Raw genomic sequence first — 23277 nt, 5'->3', positions numbered from 1 at the left:
CCTCTGAAACTGTTGTCTTTCCTTGCAGAATTTCCAGAATCAAGGCCGTTTTACGCTTGGGCGTCCAGCGTTTGATTTCTTCTTCCATTCGGGTGTCCATCGTCATTTCCTTTCACGATAACACCTGTGCAGCTTTTTAGTGGGTCAATACACAACGTGACAGATTTGCTCATATGACTTCAAAAAAGCCCGCGAATTGCGGGTTTTTTTGGAACGTGCGCCAGGTGTAGAACAAGCTCAACCCCTTCGGGGCTTTTTATTCCGATCCAGCCCTGCCTACGGTCAAGCTTTACCGCAAGTGCCAGGCCAAGGTGCTGAGGCTGCAGGGAGCTTGGCCTAGCTAGGCCAGCTTAGTCCTTCCCCTTGTCGGATTCGTCGATATATTCCAGCTCCTCTTCAAGGTCGTCGTCGCTTTTCTCCGGCTCAGGGGTGAAAGGCGGGACGATGAATTTTTGACCGTATTTTTCGCAATCCTCAATGGCGGATTTGGCTTGAGATTTGTTGACTGTCCTAGGGCCTGAAAGTACCTCACCGTCGTCAACAGCATTGTTTAGGTTCGCATACTTTGACATAGCCAATGTGAGGGATTCCTTTCTTGAGTATTCTTCGATTGAACCCATCCAAAAATAGAAATGACCTCTGTTTTCCCAAATTACGGTGGATATGAGATCTCCATTCGAGAACTTGAAACCAGAAGCACAAAAATTATTGATGATTTTCGGATCTCCAGCAAATGCTATTAGATTGCGTAGCTCACGCTCGATTAAATTAAAACGGAAATTTTCATTTGGTTGAAAGCGTTTAACTGGTGCTTCCGAAAATATAGATGGGTATGGGATCACTTCGGCTAAAGCTACTGTATTAGTCAGAAATAAAATTACGCCTAAAGTATTGGTTCGCCAATTCATGTCACATGCCCTATCTTAAGTTTTTCCGGGATTTTGAGGGTTTTTTAAAAAATTGCTACTTAAAGAGAAAAATGTTTGTCCTGCAAGAACCTTTTGCTCTTTTGCGTGAGATGAAGGTGCTCCCGTTGAGGTAGTTCGCCAGTAGACAAGTGATGACTCAGTGATAGCCTGAGTTCTGGATGGAAGCGATGCGATTTGAATAGCTCTCTCCACATGAGCTCTAGCCTTTTCAAATAAATTATGCGAACCATCATTAGCTTGCGCTAAGACAGCATTGATAACCTTTAGTTGATCTGCTGCTGGAGAGCTTCTAACCCCATCGAAGCCTTCGAATTGAGATGCTGGTGCGCGTCCGCAAACATTTGCTCGCACAATTCCGCGCATATCGTTCGTAGTTGGGTTGCACGCAACATAGCTGCGTAGTAAATCGGATGAATTTGCAGCGGAGAGACGATTGTCGAGAACTTCTCGCATTAACTCCATAGCTCGTAATGCTTCAGACCCATCACCATAATTAACCATATTTGGGGTTATGCTCTCGGCTAGAAGTAAATGGGTAACAATACCGATTTCACTTGCGAAATCTGGCAAAACTAACTTCGGCAAAATATTTATTCTGAATGAAGCCCCCACGCTATTGTTGTTTAGAGAGTGTGCGCTGATAGTGATCAGCTGTGCTGTGCCTGTCTCACTCACTTTGAGCGTGATGGTTTGCTCGCGCTGCCTCTCATTGGGGCTTTGAGTCACAGTGATTAGAGGGCTGGAACTTCTAATTTGATAGTGGTCAGCCTTGCCACCCTTTACCACGCCATCTATTTTCAAGCGCAACGTGTTGCCTTGAACCAAGTCAATAGTTCCTGTGACTTGTCCGCCTGTGTTTCTTCGAAAAGTAGGCATGCTATTCCCTCATGTGGTGTGATCACAGCATGGTAAGAGCATGAACTTGTTAAGGTGCGTGCATTGCAGTTGTGAATCATTTGTTCACACTGACGCGTTGCCGGTCACTGCTTATTGTTTAGTAGTAAGGTGGTGCGCATGGCTCCGTACTCACGCAGCGTGGAGCAGAAGATCAGCAGGCGGCCAAGGTGAGTAGAGTTTGACAAAGACACTATCTAAGGGCTGCGTGACTTTGAGCAAGGCCGAAGAAAAACAGGCGCAGCAGTTTCACAAGGCTTTTGACAAAGCGCGACAGGCGGGCTTCCAGCATCTTGGCGCGGCAGAAGAGGCGTACTTTGATGTGCGCCTGTCTTGATTTAAGAGCCAAAAATAACCAAAAATGGCCAAAATAAAACGCATGCTTTTGGCTTATTGTTTGACCTATACATCGATTGTTCTCTTTTTATCTTATTGAATTAAAACAAACTATGTCTGCCTTCGTCTCTGCCATTTTGGCATTGATTGAGTGCAGTTCTGATGCTTGGCCTGCGACCAGCGAAGGCAGGGCAAGCGCTGGAAAGAGAACTTAAAGAATGCGATGTAAATTGTTGATCTAAAATAATTTGCAAAAAAGCAACAATTTTGATCACTCGAGTGCTGAGGATTTGAAAACGCACTTCAAAGATTTTTTGCGTCAAATGATGCGTCAAACTTTGCGTCAAAAACAAAAAAGCGACACCGTGAGTATCACATGTGTCGCTCTTAAAATGCCCGTAAGACATTGATTTAATTAGTAGATGGTGCCCCGGGCCGGAATCGAACCGGCACGCCCCTTTGACGGTAAGCGGCGGATTTTAAGTCCGCTGTGTCTACCAGTTCCACCACCGGGGCTTGCTAGTGGCCAACACAGAGTTGGCACAGCAGCAAAGCGAAGATTCTACTGCACTGCGGCCCCGGTAAAAGCGTATTTTTGTTTTTAATGTTCAATGGGCGGGTTGAAGGCGTAGGGCGATCTCTTGCAGCAGTTGTTTGGCAAGCACGCGTTTGCTGGCTTTGGGCAGTTGCTGATGGCCTTGTTCGTCAAAAATGGTGAGGATGTTGTCGTCTTGCCCGAAGGTATTGGGGCCAATATTGCCGACCAGCAACGGGATGCCTTTGCGCTTGCGTTTGGCGCTGGCGTATTCAATCAGGTTGTCGCTTTCTGCGGCAAAGCCGACGCAGTAGAGTTTGCCGCTGGCGGCTGCTGGAGTTTTGGCGATCGTGGCCAAAATATCGGGATTTTCAATGAAGTGCAGTGCGGGCGTGGCTTGTCCCTCAGTTTTTTTGATTTTGTGTTCGGCGCTGTTGGCTGGGCGCCAGTCGGCCACAGCTGCAGTGGCAATGAAAATATCGGCTGCATCAGCGTGCAAGAGTGCTGCGTCCAGCATTTGCTGGGCCGATTGCACGTCGATGCGCGCCACGTTGCGCGGTGTTGGCAGGGCCACAGGGCCGCTGATCAGCGTGACTTCGGCGCCTGCTTCTTGGGCTGCTTGTGCAATCGCGAAGCCCATTTTGCCGCTGGAGCGGTTGGTGATGCCGCGCACTGGGTCGATGGCCTCGAACGTGGGGCCGGCTGTGACCAGCAAGCGTTTGCCAGCCAGGCTTTTGGGCGTGAATTGCGCAATCAGATCATGGAGGATTTGTGCTGGCTCCAGCATGCGGCCGTCGCCGGTTTCACCACAGGCTTGCAGGCCGTTGCCAATACCCAATATGGTTGCGCCATCTTGCGTAACTTGATGCATATTGCGCGCTGTCGCAGGGTGCAGCCACATCTCTCGGTTCATGGCGGGAGCAATCAACAGTGGGATGTGTTGAATCGGTCTGGCTAGGCACATCAGGCTGAGCAGTTCGTCGCTGCGCCCTTGGGCCAGTCTGGCGATGAAGTCGGCACTGCATGGCGCTAACACCATGGCATCAGCTTCACGACTGAGGTTGATGTGGGCCATGTTGTTGTCAGGCCGAGAATCCCATTGCGAGATGAACACGGGCCTGCCAGAGAGGGCTTGCATGGTGACTGGTGTGATGAATTCGCAAGCGGCCTCCGTCATGACGACCTGCACGGTGGCTCCCGCTTTGATGAGCAATCGGCACAACTCCGCACTTTTGTAGCAGGCCACGCCACCAGTCAAGCCCAAGAGAATATGCTTGCCAGCCAATTCTTGTTGCGGCGTTGCTTGGGGGCTGGCTTGCAAGGCTTGCTCATCGGTTTCGCTGGTGCTGGGGTAGGTGATGGGGTAGGGCTTGGACATGGTGGTGCGAGGGCTGACGGTAGGAGCAAGATTGGTATGTGGTGCGGCCTGTTCGTCAGGTGTGAGAAGGGGGGATTAAAAAATCACAGTAAACGCTGGCCGAGGCGCAAACCTGCGCTGCAATTCTTAGAACGTGTTTAGNTGCGATGCGCGGCAAAAACCGCAGTCGGACTATCTGCCCGGCGAGGATTTTGAACAAGGCAGCGTGCCTTTTGGACTCCAACCCGAAGGGCAAGGTATAAAAAAACGCATTGCGGCGTTGCCCGTTTTGCTCATACACACGTATGAGCTGCAACAGGCGCCTTGCACTGTCTCTTTTTTGTGCCTTGCGCGACTGCAAAAAGTTCGTAAACACGTTCTTATAGAGGGACGAGTCTAACGGATATAGGCCATGCACGTTGTTGCATTTGTTTGTAGAGAAATCGGATGCGTTGAGCTGCCTGCAGTGCTTGCATTGTCTTAATTGGTTTGTGGCGCCTCTGAGGGATGCCAAAATACCGGCTATGAATGCCGATTTGCCATTATCTCTGGTTGAAAAACCCCGTGCGCTGCACGAAGACAAGCACTTGCTGGTGCTGTTCAAGCCCCATGAAATGCTCAGTGTGCCTGGCAGGGGGGAGCACAAGCTAGATTCGCTGGCTTGGCGTGCACAGCAGTATTGGAAGAATGCACTGATTGTGCACCGTTTGGATATGTCGACTTCCGGTATTTTGGTGTTGGCACGCAACCCTGACGTGCACCGCCAGCTGTCTATGGCATTCGCTGAGCGCCGCATCCACAAGCGCTATACCGCCGTGGTGGAAGGAGTGATGGCTGCGCCTGAGTCGGACGATGGCTGGGGCTTGATCGACAAACCGTTGATTCTTGACTGGGAGCGCAGGCCCTTGCACGTGGTGGATTTTGAAAAAGGCAAACCCAGCCAAACGCGTTGGCGTATTTTGCCCACGCCAGATGGCGCCCCAAGCTACCCGATTGCGCACACCCGCTTGGATTTGGAGCCGTTCACCGGCCGCACGCACCAACTGCGGGTGCATTTGCAAAGTATTGGCCATACGATGCTGGGCGACCCACTGTATGCCCAAGGCGAGACTTTAGCAGCCGCTCCACGCTTGTTGCTGCACGCGCGTGAGTTGGGTTTTACCCATCCAGTCACAGGCAAGGACTTGTTTTTTGAGGTCCCCGCTGCTTTTTAATGTGTGTGGCGATTAATCGTCGAAATTATTGGCAAATTCCTCTGCCAAAAAATTGATGAGATGCCGCACGGCCGGCAGTTGGCCACGTCTAGATGCATATACCGCATGCAGCACTTGAAGGCGAGGCTCCCAATCAGGCATGACGACCAGCAGTTCGCCTTTGGCCAATTGTTCATGGATAAACATGCGCGGTAGTTGGACTACGCCAACACCTGCAATCGCTGCATCGCGCAAGGCCAGCAAGCTTTGGGTCGTGTAGTGCGGCCGGTGTTTGATCTCCTGCTGCTCGGCTTGTGGGCCACTCAATACCCATTGGTGCTCTTCTTTGGGGTGGCCATGGTCCATGCTGGGCAAATTGGCCAGCTCAGCAAAGCTTGTCACAGGTGGGTATTGGGCCAGCAGTGTGGGGCTGGCCACCAGACATTGGCGGCGATTGGCCAGTGCACGCATGACTAGATCGCTGTCTTGCAGCGGAAAGGGGCGCACACGCAAGGCCAAGTCAAAGCCTTCGGCCACCACATCCACGGGGCGGTTGGTTTCTTCTACATGCAATTGCACGCGTGGATAGCGCAGCATGAACTGCGCCAGCATGGGGCCGATGCGCGAGGCGAGCAAGGCCACTGGGCAGCTGATGCGCACTTTGCCACACGGCTCGGTGTGCGAGGCCAGCACCGAGTCTTCAGCCGCTTCTGCCTCGGTCAGCATGGCCTGGCAGTGTCGGTAGTAGATCCGGCCGATGTCGGTGACGGCAAAGCTGCGCGTTGAGCGCAGTATCAGCTGCGTGCCCAGGCGCTCTTCGAGTGCGGCAACACGGCGGCTCAGTTTGGATTTTTGTGTGCCCAATGCGCGACTGGCAGGGGCAAATCCGCCAAATTCAACGACTTTGGCGAAATAGTAGAGGTCATTCAAATCGACGGTGTTCATTGTTCTAATGATAGGACAATGCGTCTGGTATTTGCCTCTTTTAAAAATATTGTTGCAAAACTATATTCTAGGCATGGCGCTACAGAGGTGATTGCCCAACACGGCGTTGGGCAGGCTCTAGGCGCGGGTTGCGAACGCGGTAGTTCGTTTGCTAGCTACAGGAGTAAAGCATCATGTTGAAAAATATCCAAGGCATTTACAGTGCACCAAGCCCCCATTGGGTCGGCAATGGCTTTCCCGTGCGCTCGCTGTTCAGCTACAACGACCATGGCAAAAGCTTGAGCCCTTTCCTGCTGCTCGACCATGCCCAGCCTACTGATTTCACGCCCACTGACAAGCCCAGAGGCATTGGCGTGCACCCGCATCGGGGCTTTGAAACCGTCACCATCGTCTACCAGGGCGAGGTTGAGCACCGTGACTCGACAGGCGCAGGCGGCTTGATTGGCCCTGGCGATGTGCAGTGGATGACTGCTGGGGCAGGCATTTTGCATGAAGAGTTCCACTCACGGGCGTTTACCAAAACTGGTGGGCGCATTGAGATGGTGCAACTGTGGGTCAACCTGCCGGCCAAAGACAAAATGGTCGAGCCGGGCTACCAGACCTTGCTGAGTCAAGACATCCCACATGTGCCGCTGGACAACGATGCAGGTCATTTGCGTGTTATCGCTGGGCGCTATGAAGGCAAGGCCGGGCCTGCCCGTACTTTTTCAGAGATGGATGTGTGGGACGTGCACCTCAAAGCCAATCACAGCGTCACGTTGTCATCGCCAGCAGGGAGGACTTTGGCCTTGGTAGTCTTGCATGGCACGGTGCTGGTCAATGATGCGGAGGTCGTGCGTGAAGGGCAGCTGGTGCAGCTCTCACGCGATGACTCTTTGGTGCAGCTTGAGAGCAATAGCGATGCGGTGGTGTTGTGGCTCTCGGGCGAGCCGATTGAAGAGCCCGTAGTGGGTTATGGCCCATTTGTGATGAATACCGAGGCAGAGATTCGGCAGGCCTTTGTCGATTTTAAAGGCGGGAAGTTCGGTCAAATGACCTCAGTGGCAGCGTAAGCCAGAGCCATCAAGCAGCGGGCGTTTAGCCCGCTTTTCTTGGTCCAGCCTTTGTTCGTCCAAGGCGCATTCAAGCTTGGCTCAGCAAGCTTTTAAGCAGCTGCAGTGCTTCTGGGTTTTCCGTGATTGAGACCGATAAGCGAATATGCGTGTCTGGCACTTGGGCCGGTGAAAACAATCGCCCAGGTGCCAAAATCAGCCCCTGGCTGGCTGCTTTGCGGGCGAGTTGTTCGCTGTCTTGTTGGCAATTGAGCCACAAGAAAAGACCCGCATGCGGCGCGGGATCTGGAGCCAAACCCAGTGGTTTGAAAAATGCCATGGCTTGGTGGCGCGCGTGGTCTACGGCTTGGCGCAAGCGTTGGATGTGCCTGCTGTACTGACCGCTTGCCATGATGTGCTGCAGTACCCGCTCTGGCAGTTCTGGGGTGGTCAGACCTGATAGCAGCTTCAAGTCGGTCAGGCGTTTGGTCAGGGCGGCAGAGGCGGCAATATAGCCAATTCGCAGCCCTGCGGCCAAAGGTTTGGAGAAGCCACCAGTAAGCAGCACGCGCTCTAGGCCATCGAGTGCGGCAATGCGGATGGCGCCGCCTGGGTGCAATTCACCGTAGGTGTCGTCTTCCAGAATGTGAAAGTCATACTCTTGCGCCAACTTGAGAATGGTGTGGGCACTGCGCGGCGAAAGGCTATAGCCGGTCGGGTTGTGCACGGCGCTATTGATGAAAAACAGCTTGGGGCGGTGTTGGCGTACCAGGTGCTCCAGCATGTCCAAATCAGGACCCGTATGTGTGCGCGGAATGCCGATAACGCGCACGCCTGCAGCGGCCAGCCGAGCGAACACCAGATACCAGGCGGGATCCTCTACCAGCACGGTATCGCCTGGTGCTGCCAGGGTTCTTAGCGCCAAATCGGTGGCATGGGTGACACCGGATGTGATGAGCATATTGTGTTCCGCATGCGCGGCAATGCCCATTAATTGCAGTTGCTCTGCGATGCTGATGCGCAGTGGCAAATAGCCTTGTGCATTGCCATATTCCATCAAGGAGGCGCAGGAGCTTCGGCCCACGCTGCGGATTGCAGATGCCACCAGCTCGGCGTCCAGCCAAGCCTTGGGCATCAGCGCTGAGGTGCCCGGATTAAAGCGCCCACCCATGTCGCGCAAGGTGCTCTCTAGCAACCAGGAGACGTCGAGTGCCGGTGGATTGCTGTTGCCGCCAGTCGCACTTTGGCCCGCATGGGGCGGGTGCAGCGACAGCACATCCGCATCTTTGAGCGCAGGGCGCGCATTGACAAAATAGCCAGCCCCTGGGCGCGCTTGCAGCCAGCCTTTGCTGGTGAGCTGCTCATAGGCTTCGACCATCGTGAAGCGGCTGACCTTTAAATGTTCAGCCATCGCACGAATCGAGGGCAACCTGCTGCCTGGACGCAGCCCCAAGCCGGTGATCTTGTGCTCAATCATTTGGGTAATTTGAGCGGTCAAGGTTTGGTCGTGGTGGCGCTGTGGTGCTGTGAAAGCATCAATCTGTACAGTGCTCATGGTTTCGAACCGGTACGGTTGGTAAACTGGATGTTAAATTGTACCGGTACTGTACTGGTTGCGGGTGATAAAGTGCATCTCGCTGCATTGCCCATGCTTGGAGAAACATACTGGGGCATTTGCACGGCATTGTTTTTTGTTCGAATCACTAGAAAAATCATGGATGCACTGCTGCTCTGGTTGCCAATGGCCACCTTCTTTTTCGCTTCATCAATCACACCGGGGCCCAACAACATCATGTTGGCCAGCTCGGGGCTGAACTATGGCTTTCGCCGCAGTATTCCCCATATGCTGGGTATTAGCGGCGGTTGTATGGCCATGCTGTTCGTGCTGGGTCTGGGGTTGGGCGCGATTTTTGAGCGCTGGCCGGTGCTGCACACGGTCTTGAAGGCGTTATGTGTCGTGTATTTGCTGTATTTGGCCTATAAGATTGCATTTTCAGGGCCGGTAGGGGCGGGCGAGAAAGAGGGCAAGCCCTTTACTTTTGTGCAGGCTGCAGCCTTTCAGTGGGTCAACCCCAAAGCCTGGGCGATGATCCTGGGGGTGATTGCGGTCTATATTCCGCACAACAATTTCATGGCTAATTTGCTGATTGCGGTTGCCATTACCGGTTGTGTGAATCTGCCTACGATTTCGCTGTGGACCTTGTTTGGTGTGGCGCTTAAGCGCTGGCTGCATGACCCTAAAGCCGTGAAAATCTTCAACACCTCCATGGCCTTACTGCTGGTGTTGTCGATTTATCCGATGGTGGTTTAAAGCAAGCGGCTGCCGCGGGTGTGGCTGCATGGTTCACAACGCGGCACCACTGTAGGGGGGCAATTACGCATACAGTGCGCGTACATCCTTCTTCAGTACTTTGCCATTGACGCTGCGCGGCAGGCTGTCCACAAAGTCCACGGACTTTGGCGTTTTCAGACTGCCTAGCTCGTGCTTGCACAACGCCATCAACTCCTCGGCCGTCACACGAGCGTTGGCTTTGAGCTCAACCACCGCTTTCACGGCCTCGCCCCAATCCTCATCGGCAACACCAATGACGGCACAGTCTTCGACTGCGGGGTGCGCCCAAATCAATTGCTCGATTTCTTGTGGGTAAATGTTGTAGCCGCCAGAGATGATCATGTCTTTTTTGCGATCGCAAATATGCACCCGGCCGTCTGCATCGATATAGCCGACATCGCCTGTGTGCAGCCAACCATCGATTATGGTCTGCGCGGTCAGCTCGGGTTGTTTGTAATAACCGGCCATGACCAAATCACCTTTGACGCAAATCTCGCCTTGCTGGCCGTGTGGCAACTGCTGGCCGAGCTCGTCTTGGATGCTGATGTCCACCAAGGGCGTGGGCCTGCCGCAGCTCGACAGCGTTTGATCAGGCGCCAATGCACTGCCTTGCATGTGCTCTTTGGGCGATAAAAAAGTGCAAATCATCGGTGCTTCGGTTTGTCCAAACACCTGGGTCATGCATGGGCCGAATGCTGCAATCGCCTGTTTGAGCTTTTCAACGGACATGGGCGCAGCTGCATACACAAAATACTTCAGTTGGCTGTAGTCGTACTTGGCAAGATCGGGGTGGCTCAGCAGACGGTAAATCGCTGTTGGGGGCAAGAACGTTTCCGTCGCTCCACTAGAAGCCAAGGCTGCCAGCATGCTGGCCGGCTCAGGTGACTCCAGCACCACAACTTTGCCGCCGCGTGCAATCACGGGGAACGTGCACAGGCCTGCGGCGTGGGTCAGTGGGGCGGCGGCAAGATTCACTGGCCGCTCGGCTTGGTCGTAGGCCAGACTGACCATAAAACCAGCCTGGTACGCGAGCAGGTTGCGCTCGGTCAGCATCACGCCTTTGGATTTGCCTGTGGTGCCTCCAGTCGGCGCCAGCATGACCAAGGTGTCAGGCTGGCTGGCGTAGCTCTCGGTGCTGGGCGAGGCGTTCGCCGTCCACTCTTGCAAGGAAACAATGCCCTCCAAGGCCCGATCAATGCACACCAGGTGCTTGAGCTTGGGGGTTGTTTTGACCAGCTGGCGAACCATGGACTCAAAGGCGCTGTGAAACAACAGCACCTGGCAATCGAATTGGTCGAGCAAATACTGGTTGTCTTGCTGGTTCAGGCGCGGGTTGGCCGGCACCCAGGCCAAGCCAGCACGGTTGATGCCAAACAAGCACATGAATGCATTGGCGTCGTTTTTGCTCAGCACCGACGCATGGTGGCCTGGGCCCAGGCCCAGTGAGCGCAGTTTGTCTGCCAGCAAATACGAGGCCTGCTGTACTTGCGCATAAGTCCATTGTGCAGTGCCCTGTTGCAGGCACACGGCTTGCGGGTCAAAGCTGGCGCCACGGTCTAAAAATTTGTAGAAAGGCATGGTGACAATCCTGGGCGTGTTATGCCGTTCTTTCAAACAAACTCACCACAGCCGCGCCGCCTAAGCCGATGTTGTGCTGCAAGGCCAAACGCGCTCCCTGTACTTGGCGCACGCCCGCATTGCCACGCAACTGCTGTGTCAGCTCATAACATTGGGCCAAGCCAGTCGCACCCAATGGGTGGCCTTTTGAGAGCAGCCCACCTGAGGGGTTGGTGACGACTGCGCCGCCGTAGGTGTTGTCGCCATCCAGTACAAATTGTTCGGCTTGGCCTTCAGCGCAGAAGCCCAACGCCTCGTAAGTGAGCAGTTCGTTTTGTGCAAAGCAATCGTGCAATTCGCACAGGTCAATGTCTTGCGGTCCAACGCCTGCAGCCTCATAGACCTGTTGGGCCGTTTTGGCCGACAGGGGCGAGCCGACCAGATTGATCATCGATGCGCCTTCAAAGGTTTGTGGCTCATCGGTGCGCAAGGCTTGCGCCCGGATCGACACGCTGCGATCAAGACCGTGGCGTTTGGCAAAAGTCTCGCTGACGAGAATGGCTGCTGCGGCGCCACAAGTGGGTGGGCAGGCCATTAAACGCGTCATGGCACCAGGGATCAAGGCCGCGCTGGCCAGCACTTCTTCTTCTGTTACCGGGGTGCGGAACAGCGCCAGTGGATTGTGCTGGGCGTGGCGGCTGGCCTTGGCCCTGATTTTGGCGAAAGTGGACAAGGATGTGCCCCATTTGCGCATGTGTTCTTGCCCAGCTAGCCCAAAGTAACGGATGACCAAGGGCGCTTGTAAATCTGGATCTACCGCATCAGTGATCGCATTAAAGCGGTCAAACGGGTTGGGCCGGTCATGCCACATTTGGCCCAAGGCACCAGGCTGCATTTGCTCAAAACCAAACGCCAATACGCAATCGGCTGAGCCACTGGCAATCGCCTTGCGTGCCAGATACAGCGCCGATGAGCCGGTGGAGCAATTGTTATTGACGTTGACAAGTGGTATGCCGCTCATGCCGACTTCGTACAAAGCCCTCTGGCCGCAAGTCGAGTCGCCATACACATAGCCAGCATAGGCTTCTTGGATCTTGTCAAAATCCAGCCCAGCATCCTGAAGGGCTTGGCCAATGGCCTGTGGTGCGGTGACGGTGTAGGGGGCGTCCTGGCCAGGCTTGACAAAGGCAGTCATACCAACGCCGGCTACATAGACTTTTTCTTGCATCGCTGTCTCCAAAATAATAAAAGTGGCTAAGGCCGGTGGCTTAGGGGGTGTTAATCGCGGCTTCGATTTTGTCGATCAGCGCCGGATTGGTTTGCTTTTTCCACTTGTCATAGACCGGGCGGGTCGCGGCAATCCAGGCCGCTTGCTCTTCAGGCGTCAACTCCACGACCTCGACGCCAACCGCTTTGAGTGCGGCGTCATTGCTGCGGTAAGCGGCGCGCACAGAGGCGGTCATTTGTTCTGCCGCTTCTTTGGCTGCTTCACGCACTTTTTCTTGGTCCTCAGGGCTCCAGCTTTTCCACACCGGGTTAGCGATATTGAAATGGATTAACTCGTTGTACAGATTGGCGCGGGTCAGGTGTTTGAGGCCAGCGGTGTGAAATTTGTAGACCAGAAATTGCTCTTCAGTCAGTGTCAGGCCATCGACCGCACCAGTAGACAAGGCCGCTTGCACATCGGCAAAGCTCATCGTGGTTGGGTTGGCGCCAAAGGCTTGCATGACCTCTTGCTGAATCGGCGTGGCCACCACGCGCATCTTGAGCCCTTTGAAGTCTTGCTCTGCTCGCAAGTCCCGCTTGCTATTGATTGGCTGGATAAAACCGTATTCGGCCGATGCCAATGGCTCCATGCCAGCCTTGCGCACGATGTTGTAGAAATCCTGGTTCAAGGCGTCTGATTGCAGCACCGCATCCACGGCTTTCTCAGAGGGGAAGGTAAACGGCAAAGAAAATGCATTGAAATCTTTCACCGTGCCAGACCAGTTGACTGTGGTGCCCACCAGTACATCAATCAGGCCTTGACGCAAGGCGGTCAATTCGCGGTCTTGAGCACCTTGCACCAGGCTGGAGCCGGGGTAGACCTTGATGTTGATGCGTTTGTCGGTTTTTTCTGCAACCAGTCGTGCAAAATTTTCTGCCCCTTGGTACCAAGTCGTGCCGGGCCCTACCGGCAATGACAGGCGGTACTCATTTTTGTAGCTGGCCAGCGCGGGCGCTGCTAGAGCGGACGCGCCCAGGAAAATGGCGGAGGCTTGTAATATGGTGCGGCGTTGAATCATTGGATGTCTCCTAAAAACGTGTTTGTGTTGCTTGGTCGTGTGAAAAAATCAATGCATTGCTCTCTGCCGCCATGGACATGGCACTGGTTAGAGCCGGTTTAGAGCCGGTTTAAAATCTGCACGCAAGTCGCGCAAGGCACTAAAAAGAGGCAGTGCAAGGCGCCTGTTGCTGTGCAGCGTATCCTTTTGGGCTCCAACGCGGTCATGCGTCATGAGGATGGGTTGGCCCTTATAGATAGCCAAGCACTCTTGGCAGCCACAGGGCAATTTCTGGCCAGATGCCCACTACCACGGTGGCTGCAGCAAAGCTGACAATGAACCAGGGCACCCAGGGCAGAGTGGCTTCAATCGAGGTTTTGGCGACCTTGCAGGCCACCAGTAAATTCATGGCCATTGGTGGCGTGAACTGGCCAATGGCCATGACCATCATGGCCAGCACACCAAACAAGATGGGGTCCCAGCCAAATTGGTGGATGATGGGCACCAGCATTGGCACAAAAATCATCAAGACCGAGGTGCCATCGAGAAAGACGCTGATGGCGGCAATGATCAGCAGTACGACGATCAAGGCCATGGTTGAGCCTATATCCAGGCTGGCCACCCATTGAATCACCGGGTCAGTCAGTCCCATGGTGTTGACGCAATAAGAAAAGATGGCGGCCATGCCCAAGATCGCCATGATCAGGGCCGAGATACGCATGGCATCGGCAAAGATGGGCACCAAATCGCGTAGCCGGATAGTGCGGTGCACGACCATACCAATGAACAAGACGTAGACGGCTGCCACTACCGCCGCTTCGGTGGGGGTGAACCAGCCGGCCCGCATGCCGCCCAAGATCAGTACCGGTGTGACCAAGCCCCAGCTGGCTTCTTTAAAAGCGGGCCACAGTGCCGGCTTGGGTTCGTGGCCTTCGTTGGCACCCAAGCCATGGCGGCGCGAGAGCCAATACGCGGGCACCATCAAGGCGATGCCGGCCAAAATGCCTGGAAACATACCAGCTGCAAACAAGGCGGGCAGGGAGGTGTTGGGCATCAAGATGCTGTAAATCACAAAGCCGATTGAGGGCGGGATCAAAATATCGGCAGCTGTCGCAGAACCAATCACTGTGGCGGTGAAGGGACGCGGGTAACCTGCGCGTGACATCGAGGCCACCATGACCCCGCCAATGGCGGCGGCCAGTGCTGCGCCTGAGCCAGAAATGCCGCCCAGCACCATGGCTACAAGAATCACAACGATGGGCAACTTGCCTGGTTTCCTGCCCACAATCGCCACGGCGAAATGGACCATGCGCTGCGCCACGCCAGAGCGGTCAAATACTGAGCCGACCAAGATGAACATGGGCAAGGCCAACAGCGGATATTTGCCAATCGCAGCATCGAAGCTCTGTTGCACGGTGAATAAGCCGAACCAGGGCATGTCAACACCTGCGATGACCACCACCACAATGGCGCTGACCGCAAGGCCCAGGGCCACAGGAATGCCCAGTACGATCAAGGCCAAAAAAGACACAAACAGCAAAACGCTCAGCATGTTCTTAGCCCTCGCCTCTTTTCAGTGCGCGCCAGCCCGCTTGTGCATAGCGCAGCGTGACAGCAATCGCCAGCACAGTCAGCCAGATGGTGTAGATCCAGCGCGGCGCGCCCATGCCTGAGGTGGTTTCATCATAGGTCCATTCGGTCCAGCCAGTCATTGCATACAGCAGGCCCAGCAAGCCAAACACCAGCATTCCGAGTAGGGCGGTGATAGCGAGTATGGCGCGCCGTCCCTTTAAGCCTAGGCGATTCAAAACGAAGTCAATCCGTATGCTTTCGTTGGCGGCAACGGTAGAGGCCACGCCCAATAAAGTCATGGCCAGCAGCAAGAAGACCGAGATTTCTTCAGTCCAGGCAAATGACTGGTTACTTAGATAGCGCACCAGAACGTTGGAGAATGTCATGATCAGCAGCAAGGCCAGAATGGCCGCGCCTAGCCAGTCTTCCCATCTCAGGCGTGGTGGCGCATCACATTGCTGCTGGTGTTCTTCAGGCTCAGCGCGCTGTTGCGTAGTGTTGAGTGTCTCCATATTATTGGTACCATATTGTTTAATTTGGTACCATTAAAAGCCGAACTTCACCGTCTGTCAATTCAGGGCAAACGCCATACCGCTGTTTTTTTAATCAGTGTTTTCCATGAGAACCACCAGAACCAAAGAAGATTTTTTAGAAGAGCTCACCCGCTTTGTGATTCAGCGCGGTATCGGCAGTTTCACCATGGCGCAGCTTTGCCAAGAGCTGTCATGTTCAAAAAGAAGGTTGTATGAGGTTGCCGCCACACGTGAGGAGATATTCCTGCTGGTGGTGGATCAATTATTCGCAGGCCTGTTGGCAGACAGTGCAGCGGTGTTGCAGCGCGAAGAGCAGGACTTGGTCAAGCTGATCCAGGCTTATATGGCGATTGGGATTCAAGCAGGCCAGCGGCTCTCCGATACATTTAGGGCCGAGGTCGAGAGCAATCCGGCCTCACAGAAGCTGTTTGACGACTACCAGCAGCAACGCATTGAAGGCGTCAAGCAATTGATCATGCGCGGACAGGCTGCAGGTATGTTCAGGCCGGCGCACGCCGATGTGATTGCAGTCGTCTTGGTGCGCGCCTCGTTGGTGATACGAACCAATGCTTTCTTGAAGTCTGCCCAGTTGTCGATGGAGCAGGCCTTTGACGAGTTATACACTTTGATTTTGCAAGGCATTATTGTCGATCGTGCAGTCCCAAAAGTCTGAGTGGGCTGGGCACGATTGGTGCTCAAGCTGCAGGTATTTATCGCATAATCGGCCCATTCATCTGATTCACAAGCGGCGCACGGTGTGTGCGGCGATTGTTCAGCCTGCAGTGTGGTGGTCAAACACCGCGCACTGATTGAGACTGCAAATTCTTTTTTCGAATTATGAGCAAGCAAGAATGGGCCAAAGGCCTGGAAATTCAAGGCATTGAGCCTCCTCTATCGTTGCAAGATTTCAAACTGATTGCATTCGATATGGACTCCACCTTGGTAACCACTGAATGCATTGACGAAATTGCCGATGTGGTGGGGAAAAAAGCGGAGGTGGCCGCCATTACGGAGGCTGCGATGCAAGGCATCATCACCGACTTCAAAGAGAGCCTGCGCCAGCGCGTGGCTTTGCTCAAAGGCGTGACCACTGCGCAGCTGGAACAGGTCTATAACGAGCGGGTGCAGCTAAGCCCCGGAGCACAGACACTGATTCAAGCATGCCAGCAAGCCGGGTTGAAGACGCTATTGGTCTCAGGCGGCTTTACCTTCTTCGCCGATCGAATCAAAGCCAAGCTGGGCTTGGATTTTGCGCGCTCCAATTTGCTGGAAGTCAAAGATGGCATATTGACGGGCCGTGTCACGGACCAGTCTTGGGGCGATATCTGCGATGGTGAAGAAAAGCGCCGTACGGTGTTGGACCTGGCTTCTTTGATGGGCATTGAGCCGGCCCAAGTGATCGCAGTAGGCGATGGCAGCAACGATATTGCGATGATGCAAGCCGTTGGCGTTTCTGTGGCCTACCACGCTAAACCACGCGTAAGAGCAGTAGCCAAAGTGTCCATCAATGAAGGCGGCTTGGACCGTTTGCTGGAAGTGCTCAAGCCCTAATCATTTGTTCAAAGGGCAGCTTGGGGCTAAAAAAACCTGTGTTTGCAGAGCTGCCGCCGCCGCAAGCCCTGTTGTTCAATTGCCGCGAGTGACTGCAATGTCTCTCAACTTCTGTCAGAATAAAGGCACTGTGTGTTTTGCCTGTACTGATGGCAAACGCCAGCATCGCTGAGATGCACTTGCTGTATTCCTTTTTTGACTTGTCTGGATTGAGAGAGACGTTCCATGTCCAATGCTTTGATCACCCATATTACCGATGGCTCTTTTAAGGCCGAAGTGCTTGAATCTTCCACCCCGGTGTTGTTGGACTTTTGGGCTGAGTGGTGTGGCCCATGCAAGCAAATTGCTCCTGTCTTGGATGAATTGGCTGCAGCTTACCAAGGCAAGCTGGTGATCAAAAAGGTCAACGTCGATGAGAATCGCGAAGTTCCAGCCAAATATGGCATTCGTGGCATTCCTACTTTGATGCTGTTCAAAGACGGTGAAGTGGCTGCAACGAATGTTGGTGCTGGCAGCAAAGCCCAAATTCAATCATTCATTGACGGCGCGCTGTAATTGCTCCTGTCTTGGGCTGGGCGGGTGAAGCACTTCACCCCTCATTGCTTGAATGCATGCACCACGACTGAGTCGTTGTGGCCTGGCCGCATTCATTATTTGTTAGGTGATAGGATAGATGCCAATCAACGGCGCCTGTTGCTGCTTGCAGTGCCAAATGCCTGAAAAACCCTGATGTTATTTTTATTCAGGATTGTTTTTTAAAATCCATTTGCTGTCATAATCACCCCATTGCGTCTGTTTCCCCAATAGATGCTCTTATCCGATATGCCTGTTTAACGCAAACAACATATCGTCAGCGCCAACGGCTCTAACCGAGCGCTATCAAAATGCATCGTCTCAGCCTGTATCTAGGCGAACAAGCAATCTTTCACGCTTCCTCCACTCTTTGATCTCCCACACTGGAGAAACTATTCATGCACTTGAATGAACTCAAGGCACTGCACGTGTCTGAAGTATTGACGCAGGCCGAGGCCTTAGGTATTGAAAACACAGGCCGCATGCGCAAACAAGAATTGATGTTTGCCATCATTAAAAAACGTGCCAAAGAGGGTGAGCAAGTTTTTGCCGATGGTGTTCTCGAAATTTTGCCCGATGGCTTTGGCTTTTTACGCAGCCCAGATACCAGTTTTACTGCCAGTACTGACGACATCTATATTTCGCCTAGCCAGGTGCGCCGCTTCAATCTGCATACGGGTGACATGATTGAAGGCGAGGTGCGTACGCCTAAAGACGGCGAACGTTATTTTGCGCTGACCAAGTTGGACAAGGTCAATGGTGGCCCTCCCGAACAAAATAAGCACAAAGTGATGTTTGAAAACCTCACGCCGCTGTTCCCTAAAGAACAAATGCGGCTTGAGCGTGACATCAAAAGTGAAGAGAACATCACAGGCCGAATCATCGACATCATTGCACCGCTCGGTAAAGGCCAGCGTGCGTTGATCGTGGCGCCACCTAAGAGCGGCAAGACCATGATGATGCAACACATTGCGCATGCGATTACAGCCAATAATCCGGATGTGCATATGATGGTGTTGCTGGTCGATGAGCGCCCTGAAGAGGTGACTGAAATGCAGCGCACGGTCAAAGGCGAAATCATTGCTTCGACATTCGATGAGCCAGCCGCGCGCCACGTGCATGTGGCCGAGATGGTGATCGAGCGTGCCAAGCGTTTGGTTGAGCTGAAAAAAGACGTGGTGATTTTGCTCGATTCGATTACTCGTCTGGCGCGGGCCTACAACAACGTCGTGCCATCGTCAGGCAAAGTGCTCTCCGGCGGTGTGGATGCGAATGCCTTGCACCGTCCTAAGCGTTTCTTTGGTGCTGCACGCAATGTGGAGGAGGGGGGCTCTCTGACCATTATTGCCACTGCCTTGGTCGATACCGGCAGCCGCATGGATGAGGTGATTTTCGAAGAATTCAAAGGCACGGGTAATAGCGAGATCCATCTCAGCCGCCGCCTGTATGAAAAGCGGGTATTTCCAGCTGTGGAATTGTCTAAAAGTGGCACGCGTCGTGAAGAGTTGCTGCTGGCGCCTGAGGTCCTGCAGAAAACCCGGATTTTGCGCCAGTTCCTCTTCAATATGGACGAGATCGAGTCCATGGAATTGATGCTGAAAAACATGCGTACCACCAAAAACAACCATGAATTTTTTGACATGATGCGCCGTGGTGGCTAAAGGCTTTGTGCGGATCTTTTTTTGAGCCCACACTGCCCGCAGGCATCTGACGGGGAGTGAACGAAAAGCGCTTGATTTACAAGCGCTTTTTTATTGCCTGCAGATGATGTTCTGCGCTGCGGGCGTGACAAATTGAAGACATTAATTTTCAATTCTCTGCCTCAAAGTCGTAGTTTAAGGATATGTTTGGTGTGAATCTGTAGAATACGGTTTTTAACAGCCGCGCCAAATTGCCATGTCTGCCTGGGTTTTGCCCGACCATATCGCCGATGTTTTGCCTTCCGAGGCGCGCCACATAGAAGAGTTGCGGCGCAGCTTGTTGGATGTGGCGGCCACATACGGCTATGAACTGGTCATCCCGCCGCTGATGGAGTATCTGGAATCCTTGCTGACAGGCACGGGGGAAGCGCTCGATCTTCAAACCTTCAAATCCGTTGACCAAATCTCAGGTCGCACTGTGGGCATCCGTGCCGATAGCACGCAACAAGTGGCGCGCATTGATGCCCATTTGCTCAACCGTGCTGGTGTAACCCGTCTGTGCTACTGCGGCGTGGCGCTGCATACCAAGCCAGAGCGTCCTTATGCGTCGCGTGAGCCTCTGCAGTTTGGCGCCGAAGTTTATGGGCACACAGGGTTGGAAGCTGATCTTGAGGCGATTGAGCTGGCGCTGGACTGCGTCAATAAAGCCTCAGTCACAGGGCCTATTGTCGTCATGGGCGATGTGCGTATTGCCAGAAGCCTTATGGGCGGCGTCATGCTCAGCATGGATACGCTGCGCAATGTGCACAGCGCCTTGGCTGCGAAAGATGCCAGCAGCTTGGCCGCATTGACCAGAGATTTTCCTGCTGCTTCACGTGCTGGTTTGATGGCTTTGCTTGAACTGTATGGTGATAGCGCTGTGCTGAGTCAAGCACGCGAGCGTTTGGCAGATTTTCCAGCGGCACTTTCGGTGATCGATGAGTTGGAATGGCTGGGCCAGCAAATCGGTGATCGTGTCCAAGTCTCCTATGATTTGGCAGATCTGCGCGGTTATGCCTACTATAGCGGTATGCGTTTCACGATCTATGTGAACCGTTGCAACGACGCATTGGTGCGAGGTGGTCGTTATGACGAAGTCGGTGCTGCTTTTGGCCGCAACCGTCCAGCCGCAGGCTTTAGTTTGGATATCAAGCAACTGGTGACTGTGGTGGCTCAGCGCGCCTTGCAAACAGCTATTTTGGCGCCATGGTCCAAGGATGACAGCTTGCGCGAAGCCATCCGGCAACTGCGCGCGCAAGGGCAAGTGGTGATCCAGGCTTTGCCAGGCAGTGCCTCAGAGGCCGATGAATTCCGCTGCAGTCAAAAACTGGTCTTGAATCAAGGCCAATGGCAGCTGCAGCCGCTTGTGTGAATAAGGCTGCCTAACAAGCCTATTTGAAAACCGTTTGAATCTTTCTCCATGCAATGGTGGCCAGCACCAAAGCTCTTGTCTCCCGTTGGGCAAGAGCGGATGCTGGCTGCCTGAATCAGTTTTATTTGTACCGTGTTAATAGGAAACAGTATGAACACAACCGTAAACCCCGCTATCGCAACAGCAGGCGCCAAACGCCATGGTCGCAATGTGGTGGTGGTCGGCACCCAATGGGGTGACGAAGGCAAAGGCAAATTGGTCGATTGGCTCACTGAGAGTGCCAAAGGTGTGGTGCGCTTTCATGGCGGCCACAACGCCGGCCACACCTTGGTCATCAATGGTGTCAAAACCGCGTTGCATTTGGTGCCCAGCGGCATCATGCGTGCGGATGTGACTTGCTATATCGGCAACGGTGTGGTGGTCTCTGTGGCCAAACTGATGGAAGAAGTCGCGGGCTTGGAAGCAGCTGGCGTGGTGGTGCGTGAGCGCCTGCGTGTCAGCGAGGCTTGCCCATTGATCTTGCCTCAGCATGCGTATTTGGACATTGTGCGTGAAGCCTTCCGTGAACGCGGTGGTAGCGAGAAAATCGGCACAACAGGCCGTGGTATCGGCCCTGCTTATGAAGACAAAGTGGCTCGCCGCGCATTGCGCGTGCAAGACCTGCTGCATCCTGAGCGCTTTGCGGCCAAACTCAAAGACCAGCTGGGTCTGTACAACCATATTTTGGTCGAGTACCTGCACTCCAACGAACTGGAAACACCAGAGTCACTCAAGCCATTTGTGCAGGATGGCGCGCTGCAGTTTGAACCTATTTTTGCCGAAGCCATGCGACAGGCCGAATGGCTCAAGCCGATGATTGCCGATGTGTCGGTTGAGCTCAATGCGGCTCACCATCGTGGTGAGAATCTGCTGTTTGAAGGCGCGCAGGGCACCTTGCTCGACATTGACCACGGTACTTACCCATTTGTGACCTCGTCCAATTGCGTGGCTGGCAACGCCGCAGCTGGCTCTGGCGTCGGTCCATCTTTGCTGCACTACGTTTTGGGTATCACCAAAGCATACTGCACGCGTGTTGGCAGCGGCCCGTTTCCTACTGAACTGGATTGGGAAACGCCTGGCACGCCTGGCTACCACATGAGCACCGTTGGCGCTGAAAAGGGCGTAACCACAGGCCGTTCACGCCGCTGCGGTTGGTTCGATGCGGCACTGCTCAAGCGCAGTGCGCAAGTCAATGGCTTGACGGGGCTGTGCATCACCAAGCTGGATGTGCTCGATGGTCTCGACAAATTGGAAATTTGTGTCGGCTATGAACTCAATGGCCAGCGCATTGACATTTTGCCGCTGGGCGCTGACGATATTGCTGAATGCACCCCTATCTATGAAACGATGGATGGGTGGAGTGATGTGACTGTGGGTGTTACTGAGTACGACAAGTTGCCAGAAAACGCCCGCAAGTACTTAGAGCGTATTGAGCAAGTCTGTGGTGTGCCGATTGCTGTGATTTCCACCAGCCCTGATCGCGACCATACGATTTTGCGTCACAAGCCCTTTGAGTACTCTGTGACCTGCGCTTAAGCCTTGTCACATACCGGCCCGCTGCAGACAGCGGTGGGACGGTATGACTTGGTAAAATGCACGTCTTGAGTTTCTCCCTTCCTACTTTGAATAATAAAACCTGAGAGCGCCACACTATGTTGACCGAAGATGGCAAGCACCTGTATGTCAGCTACCATGAATATGACAGCCTGATCGAAAAACTTGCCCTGCAAATTTATCGCTCAGGATGGGAATTTGACACCATTTTGTGCTTGGCGCGTGGTGGTATGCGGCCTGGCGACATTTTGAGTCGTATTTTTAATAAACCGCTGGCTATCATGTCAACCAGTTCTTACCGGGCTGAGGCTGGCACCATACAGGGCCATCTGGATTTGGCCAAGTACATCACCACGCCACAAGGCGAGGTGTCGGGTCGGGTTTTGTTGGTCGATGATCTGGCCGATACGGGTCACACCTTGGCAGCTGTCGTCAAGATGCTGCGCGAAAGCTATCCTCCGATCACGGAGTTGCGCACAGCAGTGATTTGGACCAAAGGAATCTCGACTTTCAGAGCGGAATACTCGGTCGAAGACCTGCCTACCAACCCTTGGATTCACCAGCCGTTTGAGAACTACGACAACACTCGCCCTAGCGATCTGGAAAGCAAGTGGAGTATTTGAGCTGCTGGCTGGAGCTGATGACACGCTGTCGACCGCTCCCTCATAGCTCGTAACGATTGCGCTCTATAGTCATGCCGCTCACTGTAAACAGTGCGCGGCATTTTTGTTGGGCATAGACATTACACAGAGGAGGTGTGAAAAATATGTGTTTCAGCTTCAAGCCGCCTCAAAACTGCGCTATAGTTGCGCCCTTCGCGACAGACAGCGTAGGTTTCGCAAGGGACCGATGCAGAGGTTGCGAAAGGATTCGAAGAAAAGTTTTCTGAGCGTCTTAAAACCGTGATACACTAGCCGGCTTCGCTGATAAGAATTTGAAAGATCAGATTTTTTAGAGTGAAGAAAAAGAAATTCAAAATACTTCAAAATACTTTGAATTTCTGTGCTATAGTAGAGGGCTTCGCTGATCGC

Annotated in this window: 21 protein-coding genes, 1 tRNA gene and 1 pseudogene; 11 read left to right on the top strand and 12 right to left on the bottom strand. The window is 53.6% G+C overall.

Annotated elements, in window-relative coordinates; genetic code table 11:
* From E8K88_RS18425 to E8K88_RS17350, 3 genes and pseudogenes are all read right to left on the bottom strand, one after another.
* A pseudogene (locus E8K88_RS18425) lies at positions 1–100 on the bottom strand (DUF1153 domain-containing protein); the annotation flags it as partial.
* A gap of 250 nt (positions 101–350) precedes the next feature.
* A complete protein-coding gene (locus tag E8K88_RS17355) occupies positions 351–908 on the bottom strand; it encodes a hypothetical protein (protein ID WP_136407936.1) in 558 nt (185 codons plus the stop codon).
* Between the two features lie 15 nt (positions 909–923).
* On the bottom strand, positions 924–1805 hold the full coding sequence (locus E8K88_RS17350; protein WP_136407935.1) for a hypothetical protein: 882 nt from the start codon (positions 1803–1805) through the stop codon (positions 924–926).
* Between the two features lie 199 nt (positions 1806–2004).
* On the opposite strand from E8K88_RS17350, the gene E8K88_RS18100 reads away from it, so the two are divergent.
* Entirely contained in the window at positions 2005–2160 is a 156-nt protein-coding gene (locus tag E8K88_RS18100; protein WP_168797385.1) for a hypothetical protein, read from the top strand.
* 422 nt (positions 2161–2582) lie between these two features.
* On the opposite strand, the gene E8K88_RS17345 is transcribed toward E8K88_RS18100, so the two are convergent.
* Together E8K88_RS17345 and coaBC are read right to left on the bottom strand one after the other, a co-directional pair.
* A tRNA-Leu gene (locus E8K88_RS17345) sits at positions 2583–2675 on the bottom strand.
* A 92-nt stretch (positions 2676–2767) separates the two neighbouring features.
* Positions 2768–4072 (bottom strand): bifunctional phosphopantothenoylcysteine decarboxylase/phosphopantothenate--cysteine ligase CoaBC, encoded by a 1305-nt coding sequence (gene coaBC / locus E8K88_RS17340; RefSeq protein WP_136407934.1) that lies wholly within the window; start codon positions 4070–4072, stop codon positions 2768–2770.
* A gap of 515 nt (positions 4073–4587) precedes the next feature.
* Here coaBC and E8K88_RS17335 point away from each other — a divergent pair.
* Positions 4588–5265 carry an RluA family pseudouridine synthase gene (locus E8K88_RS17335; protein ID WP_276606682.1) on the top strand — a complete coding sequence of 226 codons (678 nt, stop codon included), beginning with the start codon at positions 4588–4590 and terminating at the stop codon, positions 5263–5265.
* Positions 5266–5277: 12 nt separating this feature from the next.
* On the opposite strand, the gene E8K88_RS17330 is transcribed toward E8K88_RS17335, so the two are convergent.
* Positions 5278–6189: a LysR family transcriptional regulator gene (locus tag E8K88_RS17330; RefSeq protein WP_136407932.1), complete on the bottom strand. Its 912-nt coding sequence runs from the start codon at positions 6187–6189 to the stop codon at positions 5278–5280.
* 176 nt (positions 6190–6365) lie between these two features.
* Between E8K88_RS17330 and E8K88_RS17325 the strand changes: the two genes are divergently transcribed.
* Entirely contained in the window at positions 6366–7241 is an 876-nt protein-coding gene (locus tag E8K88_RS17325) for a pirin family protein (RefSeq protein ID WP_136407938.1), read from the top strand.
* A gap of 70 nt (positions 7242–7311) precedes the next feature.
* On the opposite strand, the gene E8K88_RS17320 is transcribed toward E8K88_RS17325, so the two are convergent.
* The gene (locus E8K88_RS17320) at positions 7312–8775 is read right to left on the bottom strand and encodes an aminotransferase-like domain-containing protein (RefSeq protein WP_136407931.1); all 1464 of its coding nucleotides are present in this window, start codon (positions 8773–8775) and stop codon (positions 7312–7314) included.
* Between the two features lie 159 nt (positions 8776–8934).
* On the opposite strand from E8K88_RS17320, the gene E8K88_RS17315 reads away from it, so the two are divergent.
* Complete coding sequence (locus E8K88_RS17315) at positions 8935–9531, top strand: LysE family translocator (protein WP_136407937.1); 597 nt, start codon at positions 8935–8937, stop codon at positions 9529–9531.
* Between the two features lie 63 nt (positions 9532–9594).
* Here the strand turns inward: E8K88_RS17315 and E8K88_RS17310 are convergent, their stop codons facing one another.
* The 5 genes from E8K88_RS17310 to E8K88_RS17290 form a co-directional block, all read right to left on the bottom strand.
* Positions 9595–11130: an AMP-binding protein gene (locus E8K88_RS17310; protein ID WP_136407930.1), complete on the bottom strand. Its 1536-nt coding sequence runs from the start codon at positions 11128–11130 to the stop codon at positions 9595–9597.
* Positions 11131–11149: 19 nt separating this feature from the next.
* Positions 11150–12337: a lipid-transfer protein gene (locus tag E8K88_RS17305; RefSeq protein ID WP_136407929.1), complete on the bottom strand. Its 1188-nt coding sequence runs from the start codon at positions 12335–12337 to the stop codon at positions 11150–11152.
* Positions 12338–12377: 40 nt separating this feature from the next.
* Positions 12378–13394, bottom strand: coding sequence for a TRAP transporter substrate-binding protein DctP (gene dctP, locus E8K88_RS17300; RefSeq protein WP_136407928.1), 1017 nt, complete (start codon positions 13392–13394; stop codon positions 12378–12380).
* A 229-nt stretch (positions 13395–13623) separates the two neighbouring features.
* Positions 13624–14925, bottom strand: a complete 1302-nt coding sequence (locus tag E8K88_RS17295) for a TRAP transporter large permease (protein WP_136407927.1) — start codon at positions 14923–14925, stop codon at positions 13624–13626.
* 4 nt (positions 14926–14929) lie between these two features.
* Complete coding sequence (locus E8K88_RS17290) at positions 14930–15457, bottom strand: TRAP transporter small permease (RefSeq protein ID WP_136407926.1); 528 nt, start codon at positions 15455–15457, stop codon at positions 14930–14932.
* A gap of 106 nt (positions 15458–15563) precedes the next feature.
* On the opposite strand from E8K88_RS17290, the gene E8K88_RS17285 reads away from it, so the two are divergent.
* The 7 genes from E8K88_RS17285 to E8K88_RS17255 all read left to right on the top strand — a co-directional run bounded on the left by E8K88_RS17285 (position 15564) and on the right by E8K88_RS17255 (position 22869).
* Positions 15564–16151, top strand: a complete 588-nt coding sequence (locus E8K88_RS17285; RefSeq protein WP_136407925.1) for a TetR/AcrR family transcriptional regulator — start codon at positions 15564–15566, stop codon at positions 16149–16151.
* A 164-nt stretch (positions 16152–16315) separates the two neighbouring features.
* Positions 16316–17029 (top strand): phosphoserine phosphatase SerB, encoded by a 714-nt coding sequence (serB, locus tag E8K88_RS17280; RefSeq protein ID WP_136407924.1) that lies wholly within the window; start codon positions 16316–16318, stop codon positions 17027–17029.
* Between the two features lie 225 nt (positions 17030–17254).
* The gene (trxA, locus tag E8K88_RS17275) at positions 17255–17584 is read left to right on the top strand and encodes a thioredoxin TrxA (protein WP_136407923.1); all 330 of its coding nucleotides are present in this window, start codon (positions 17255–17257) and stop codon (positions 17582–17584) included.
* 416 nt (positions 17585–18000) lie between these two features.
* Positions 18001–19263: a transcription termination factor Rho gene (rho, locus tag E8K88_RS17270; protein WP_136407922.1), complete on the top strand. Its 1263-nt coding sequence runs from the start codon at positions 18001–18003 to the stop codon at positions 19261–19263.
* Positions 19264–19498: 235 nt separating this feature from the next.
* Positions 19499–20653 carry an ATP phosphoribosyltransferase regulatory subunit gene (locus E8K88_RS17265; protein WP_136407921.1) on the top strand — a complete coding sequence of 385 codons (1155 nt, stop codon included), beginning with the start codon at positions 19499–19501 and terminating at the stop codon, positions 20651–20653.
* 150 nt (positions 20654–20803) lie between these two features.
* A complete protein-coding gene (locus E8K88_RS17260) occupies positions 20804–22228 on the top strand; it encodes an adenylosuccinate synthase (protein WP_136407920.1) in 1425 nt (474 codons plus the stop codon).
* A gap of 116 nt (positions 22229–22344) precedes the next feature.
* On the top strand, positions 22345–22869 hold the full coding sequence (locus tag E8K88_RS17255; RefSeq protein ID WP_136407919.1) for a phosphoribosyltransferase: 525 nt from the start codon (positions 22345–22347) through the stop codon (positions 22867–22869).
* Positions 22870–23277 lie beyond the last annotated feature (408 nt).

This window comes from Lampropedia aestuarii (assembly GCF_004803635.1).
Classification (GTDB): Bacteria; Pseudomonadota; Gammaproteobacteria; order Burkholderiales; family Burkholderiaceae_C; genus Lampropedia; species Lampropedia aestuarii.
The sequence above is the reverse complement of the archived record's forward strand: the minus strand, read 5'-3'. Positions and strand labels throughout refer to the sequence as shown.